At 40.0% G+C, this 6,413-nt stretch carries 5 protein-coding genes, 1 pseudogene and 1 riboswitch; of the genes and pseudogenes, 4 read left to right on the top strand and 2 right to left on the bottom strand.

Going from position 1 to position 6,413, the window contains the following annotated elements:
- The first annotated feature begins 133 nt into the window (after positions 1–133).
- Together H6F44_RS21785 and H6F44_RS23395 are read left to right on the top strand one after the other, a co-directional pair.
- Positions 134–1,102 (top strand): AAA family ATPase, encoded by a 969-nt coding sequence (locus H6F44_RS21785; protein ID WP_407681884.1) that lies wholly within the window; start codon positions 134–136, stop codon positions 1,100–1,102.
- A pseudogene (locus H6F44_RS23395) lies at positions 1,086–1,826 on the top strand (RloB family protein). Before H6F44_RS21785 ends, H6F44_RS23395 begins: the two are co-directional and overlap by 17 nt.
- 100 nt (positions 1,827–1,926) lie before the next feature.
- On the opposite strand, the gene H6F44_RS21775 reads toward H6F44_RS23395, so the two are convergent.
- Both H6F44_RS21775 and thiC read right to left on the bottom strand, forming a co-directional pair.
- Positions 1,927–3,150, bottom strand: coding sequence for a glycosyltransferase (locus H6F44_RS21775; RefSeq protein ID WP_190353190.1), 1,224 nt, complete (start codon positions 3,148–3,150; stop codon positions 1,927–1,929).
- 64 nt (positions 3,151–3,214) lie between these two features.
- Complete coding sequence (gene thiC, locus H6F44_RS21770) at positions 3,215–4,600, bottom strand: phosphomethylpyrimidine synthase ThiC (RefSeq protein ID WP_190353189.1); 1,386 nt, start codon at positions 4,598–4,600, stop codon at positions 3,215–3,217.
- Between the two features lie 7 nt (positions 4,601–4,607).
- Positions 4,608–4,704, bottom strand: a riboswitch (TPP riboswitch).
- A gap of 152 nt (positions 4,705–4,856) precedes the next feature.
- Here thiC and H6F44_RS21765 point away from each other — a divergent pair.
- Both H6F44_RS21765 and H6F44_RS21760 read left to right on the top strand, forming a co-directional pair.
- Positions 4,857–5,675 carry a DUF4231 domain-containing protein gene (locus H6F44_RS21765; protein WP_190353188.1) on the top strand — a complete coding sequence of 273 codons (819 nt, stop codon included), beginning with the start codon at positions 4,857–4,859 and terminating at the stop codon, positions 5,673–5,675.
- Positions 5,676–6,001: 326 nt separating this feature from the next.
- On the top strand, positions 6,002–6,340 hold the full coding sequence (locus H6F44_RS21760) for a hypothetical protein (RefSeq protein ID WP_190353187.1): 339 nt from the start codon (positions 6,002–6,004) through the stop codon (positions 6,338–6,340).
- The last annotated feature ends 73 nt before the right edge of the window (positions 6,341–6,413 follow it).

Genomic DNA, 6,413 nt, shown 5'->3' with positions numbered 1-6,413 from the left:
TATTGAAACTAGCTCCCAATAAGTTAACCTACTATCAACGAGGTAAGAGGGCTATGCAGCTTGTCACGGCTACGTTTTAGATGTCTTTGTCACCCCCTCAGATAGATATGGATTCGAATTTAATCAATTAGAAATAATTTCTGAATGGTTATTTAAGAAGTCTTTAGGAAGAGAAGTAAATCTATTTCAAAGAAGTCAAGATATTATAGAATCAAAATTCAAAGGTTCTACAAAAGTCATTGATGCAGCAATAGAGGCAACTAAGCCTAACGCCTTATTTTTGTCAACTTGTGATGCGTTTAACATTGAAGAGGCAAAAAATATTTTTCGATGGCTTCAAAACTTTATTATAGTTGATGGATTAATAACGGAAGATCAAGCAATAGCGACTGTTAGGTTGTTTGACAATCAAACATATCGTCAAAGAATCAAAGAATATTTTGCTTATCTTAACTTAGGAATTGTTGATTTAGAGGTTATATCTAAGGATTTTGATGAGTCTGATTTAGGACACGAAATTCCAGAAGAGTTTAGAAATGTTTTGATTAGCTCTTTGACTGGTGGGAAAGGTTATAACGTTAACACAATGCATTATATGTATGACGAAAAAGGTAAAAAAACATCTAGACAACATAGCTGGAAATTAGAAGAAAAAGAATCAGCAGGTACTATCAAAGCTTTTTATCTGAGTGGTCCAGTGATATGGGCTTTAATGAATGGCGGTATATTAATTATTGATGAAATAGAAGCGAAAATGCATCCCATTATGACACTTAATACCATCAATATGTTTTTGAATAAGGAACTTAACATTAATAATGCTCAATTAATTTTTGCTACTCATGACACCAACCTATTGTCCTATGCTGATCTGAGAAGAGATCAAATATACTTTGCGGAAAAGAACGAATGGGAATCAACAGAATTTTATTCTTTGTCTGACTTTGTATATCTTGATAAAAATGGTTCTAACTTGAAATCAACGAAAGAAAGACCTGATACGGATAAAGAGAAAAGATATTTTGAAGGTAGATATGGAGCAGTTCCTATTTTAGGGAATTTCAATCCTATGCGGGTGAAAGAAAATGGCAAGGAAAGGTAAATTAGACAAGAAACCAGCTAGAGATGTAACTAATCGCCCAGAGAGATTACAGAGATACAAATATATCTTTCTAATTGTTTGTGAAGATCAAAAGACTGAACCAGAATATTTTAGTCAATTTATCAATCTATTCCCTCCAAAAACATTATATCTTAAACCGATTGGTGCTGGCAGAGACTCTCTGGGTGTTGTAGAGAGAGCAGTTGAGGAGAAGGCAGATTTGAGTAAAGAGATCCGAAAAGAAGTTGATTGTGTTTGGGTCGTTTTTGATAGAGATGATGCTCATTTGGATAAAGCGAAAAGGGAAAGATTTCAAGATTCTTTGAAGATGGCTAAAAAAAACAAATTTGAGATTGCCTATAGTAACGAAGTTTTTTAGCTTTGGCTCCTACTACATTTGGAAGATCCATCTTGTTGTACCTTTGATGATGTTGTTAAATATTCACCGATGCATAGAGATGAAATATATTCAAGACTGCAAGAAGCCATAAGACAGCATCCAAATTATTCCAATTACATATACGATCACCGCAAACCATTAAAAAATCAGAAAAATATCATTGAAGTAATTCAAGAAATCGGTGATGAATCTGAAGCAACTAAGCGGGCTGAAGTCCTTCTAAAAATTCATGCTAATGCTCATCCTTTGCTTGCAAATCCGAGTACAAAGGTGCATTTGCTAGTTCAAAAAATAAGGGAATGGGCAGAGTTTTACGCTCCATAAAGCTTACACCATCTCGAATTGCAATTCAAATTTCAATTGTCATAATTTACTGCTCCTGATTGCTAAAGCGCTAGATTTTGATTTTACACGTTCAAGTTATTTATTTTAGAAATTTGCTATATGTTTCTAAATGTCTTTCCACAAAAAGCGACTTAGAGAACTTAGCTTCCACATCTAACCTCGCTTGTTTACCCATTGCCGCCAACTGCTCAGAGAGAAGTATTTGCCGCAAAGCAGCATCTAATTTTTCCTGATTCTTTGGCTCCACTAAAATTCCATTCACCCCAGAATTAATCATATCGGGAATGCCTCCTGTCGCAAAACCAACCACGACAGCCGCCCCCGCCATCGCTTCTAATATCGTCAGGGGTAAATTATCAGCAAGAGAACAAAACAGCATAACTTCTGACGCTGAATAAATTTTAGCCATTAAATCAGGATCGCTGACAAAGCCCATTTCCATCACTTCCAAACCATCTAAAGCTTGGCGCAACTCAGGGCTAGGCTTACCAACAGTGATCACCAATGGATTTAGATCTGTGACGCTTTGCAAAGCTGCCACTGCATATTTCGCCCCTTTTCTTTGATCATCAAGGGATAATGCCGCAATGAGAATCACTTGCCGATCGCCAGCTATGCCTAAACTTGACTTTGCCTCTAGTTTATTTGCAAAATTAAAGGGAACTAAATCAACCGCATTAGGAATGACCATTGCGGGAACTTGATATTGCAAGGCTAAAGCAGCCTGTTGTGAAATCCAATTACTGGGGTAAATGTAGTGAATGGGAAACTTTTTGGTGATGTAACGCTTGATAGCTTGAATCTCACGGGTGCGATCGCGCAACCTTTGCTTCCAAGTATCCTGTCCTAACTGCGGACATTGCTGGCAGGCAGTGATAAATTTCTCGCATTCCATCGGATAGAGGCAACCACCTGTAAAGGCAGAGCAGTCATGGACAGTGAAGAAAGTGGGCTTATGCCTTGCTACGAGGGCTAGAGTGGCAGGGGCGATCGCTGTAAATAGATCGTGGAAATGAACCACATCATAATCGGCGATGACTCCCCGTAGATTTAGAAAATACTCCATCGGGATTAGTTCTCTAAATCCAAATCTGCGCGTAAAGTTATGCACCGTTTGACATAATTTTAAATTCCATCCCTCCCCATAGAGGCTTTTCGGAAAAGGCTGCCCATCACCAGCAGGATAAGCCACAAAATGATCGACACTATGTCCTGCTTCATTTAGCCAAGTTACCAAGTCTGCGGCAACCTGACTTGCACCGCCCTTATAGCGTCCCGCCTTACTGATGATCGCCACTCTCATAAATCACCGTTATTTTTGCATTAAGTTGATTGCCCTGCCTTTGGCAGGGCAATCAACATTTAATTTAACCAACCGCTACAGGTTCTTTCTTAAGGAACTCTTCTAGATCAGCGATCGCATCGGCATCAACCTTAGTCTGCATTGGACAGAACTTAGGTCCACACATGGAACAGAACTCGGCGGTTTTGTAAATATCCGCAGGCAAAGTCTCATCGTGATATTCCTTAGCCCGTTCAGGATCGAGGGATAGCTCAAACTGCTTATTCCAATCGAAGTTATATCTGGCTGTGGAAAGGGCATCATCGCGATCGCGGGCATTAGGACGATGACGGGCAATATCGGCAGCATGGGCGGCAATCTTGTAAGCAATCAAGCCATTCCGTACATCCTCAGCATTAGGCAGTCCTAAATGCTCCTTGGGCGTAACATAGCAAAGCATTGCCGTACCATACCAACCCGCCATTGCTGCACCGATCGCCGAGGTGATATGGTCATAGCCAGGGGCAATGTCAGTAACCAACGGACCTAAAACATAGAAAGGTGCTTCCGAGCATTCTTCCATTTGCTTCCGCACATTAAATTCGATTTGATCCATCGGCACATGACCAGGACCTTCAACCATTACTTGAATATCATGTTCCCAAGCGCGGCGGGTCAATTGTCCAAGGGTTTTCAGTTCCGCAAGCTGGGCTTCATCGGAGGCATCATGCAAACAGCCAGGGCGCAAGGAATCTCCCAAACTAAAGGAAACATCATGCTTCTTAAAGATTTCGATAATGTCATTGAAACGGGTATATAGAGGATTCTGCTTGTGGTGATGCAGCATCCATCTTGCCAAAATGCCACCGCCGCGAGAGACAATGCCCGTAATCCGATTTTTGACTAGGGGCAGATGCTCAATCAAAATCCCTGCATGGATGGTTTGATAATCGACACCTTGCTGGGCGTGCTTATCAATAATATGCAAGAAGTCTTCGGCGGTGAGGTTTTCCATCTTGCCATGCACGCTTTCAAGGGCTTGGTAAATGGGAACCGTACCGATCGGTACAGGAGAAGCATTGATAATTGCTGTACGAATTGCGTCAAGATTGCCGCCGCCAGTGGATAAGTCCATGACCGTATCCGCACCATATTTCACTGACAAATTCAGCTTTGCCACCTCTTCATCAAGATCCGAAGCATTGGGGGATGCGCCGATATTGGCATTCACTTTGCAATTAAAGGCAATGCCGATCGCCATTGGTTCGAGATTAGTGTGGTTCTTGTTGGCGGGGATGATGGCGCGACCCCTTGCCACCTCAGCGCGGACTAATTCCACGGGCAAATTTTCACGCCAAGCGACATACTGCATTTCTTCAGTGATGATGCCCTGACGAGCGCAATGCATTTGCGTACCACGATACTCTCCGCGCCTTGTGGGGGCAGAGGTAGCTTTCAATCCAACTGTCATATCAATTTCCTCAAATAATGTGCTTTCCTACGCCGATGTCAGTCGGTTCAGGTTCTAAGGATTTGCTCTCAGTCTGGTATTTCCAGACACTCCTAGCATTGCAAGCATCATAACATTTGTTTATCCAAAATTTTCTTAATTTGCAATCAAACCAAGGAAAAATTTAGGAATTAGAGAAAACTATAGGGAAGAATTGGTTGTTGTTTAAACTTGATGTAAAATTTCCATTTAAATACATCTAATCTAAACATTCATTATGACCAGTGATTTTGAATCGACTGCTAGTTCTAGCCAGTCATCTAGTTCAAATAGTCAGTTTGTTTTTTATATCGTTGAATCCTTGGTTGTTATCGGCGTATTTGCTCTTGCCGCATTCACATTCACTGCTGAAGACTCAAAAACACTTACCTATGGAGTCGTTGGGTTGGTGGCGCTATCTATTTTATTGATTTTAAATCGAAAATCGTTGAATAACCTCAATCAAACAACTAAGCAACTGGAAAACCAGAAAAAAGCTGAGCTATACAGTTATCTTACGGGTTCCAATGGGGGAGATGAAGTTGCCGCAATAAATCTGATTCGTTCTAGAGCTATTCAGTATTCTCAAGAGTTAATTGACGATTACAAAAAAATTCGTCAGAATTCTAGGAATTTTTATTATATTTTCCAGATTTCTACGATTGTATTATCGAGCCTAACGCCCATCTTAGTTTTACTGGATAAAGTTGAAGTTTCCATCCCTGCTATTAAGTGGCTACCAGTTATATTTCCTGCGATCGCCGCGATCGTCACCAGTATTTCCACCTCATTTCCTCTCCAAGAAAATTGGGTAGCAGCAAATACGGCCGTTGAGTTGTTGGAGGCGGAACAAGAAAAATTTATTTTAGGAGTTACTGCTGATTATCGTTTTTATGACTTAGCTGATGATCCAAATCAACAAAAACAGAAGGTATTGCAATCAGTTGAAAGCTTCATGCTTCAAGTCAATCAAATTCATCTAAAACAAGTTCAACAATCAAGTAAATCAGAGAAAAATACAGAATCTAATCAAACGAATACTGATTCAAATAGTTAACAGAAGTAAACAGGCACTATTGAATTTGCTAACTCAGAGATTATTCGCTAAAAATATCGATTGATCCCCACCTAGCCCCCCTTACAAAAGGGGGAAAAGATTAAAAAAGTCCTCCTTTTTAAGGAGGATTTAGGGGTGTCAAAACTTTTCACACAGCCTCTTAAGGATGAAATGCACCGCCTAGAGATATTTGCGTAAAGAGACCTATAAAACTATAAATAATCACATAAAGTTTTATTACGGTGTTCGATATTGTTGTGTTGCAGGAGTAATTTTTCGAGTTACTATTGATTGCGTAAATTTTAACTCATCAATAGTTTTTAACGATGAAATCTCTGGTTAAGGTTTTTGTTACTTTCTTACTGGCTATAACTATCGCTTTCGGTGGTTTTTCAGGCAACGCCCATGCTCAAGTTGGTGCTAATACAAATGTTTCTATAGATCCTTATAAGACAGTAGATCAAATTCTAGGTCTAATCACAACAACCCAACAATTTCAAATTGTAGTAGCTAATCAAACTGGCGAAACACTTAACCGTGTGGGTGCTTACAACAGTTTATCAAATTGGCCTCTTGGTGATGTTCCTGCATCAACGGCTCAATATAGAGACTGGAAAGAGTATGGTGCTGGGTATTTGGGAGCATCCCAAGTTTGCGCTAAGTAGAAATACTTAGCGATGGGGAATTATTAAGAAAAGCTGTACGCAAACGTAAGATCTTTGGAACATTGCATGGATT

Source organism: Pseudanabaena cinerea FACHB-1277 (assembly GCF_014696345.1).
Taxonomy (GTDB): Bacteria; Cyanobacteriota; Cyanobacteriia; order Pseudanabaenales; family Pseudanabaenaceae; genus Pseudanabaena; species Pseudanabaena cinerea.
This window is presented reverse-complemented; position numbering and strand designations above follow the sequence as displayed.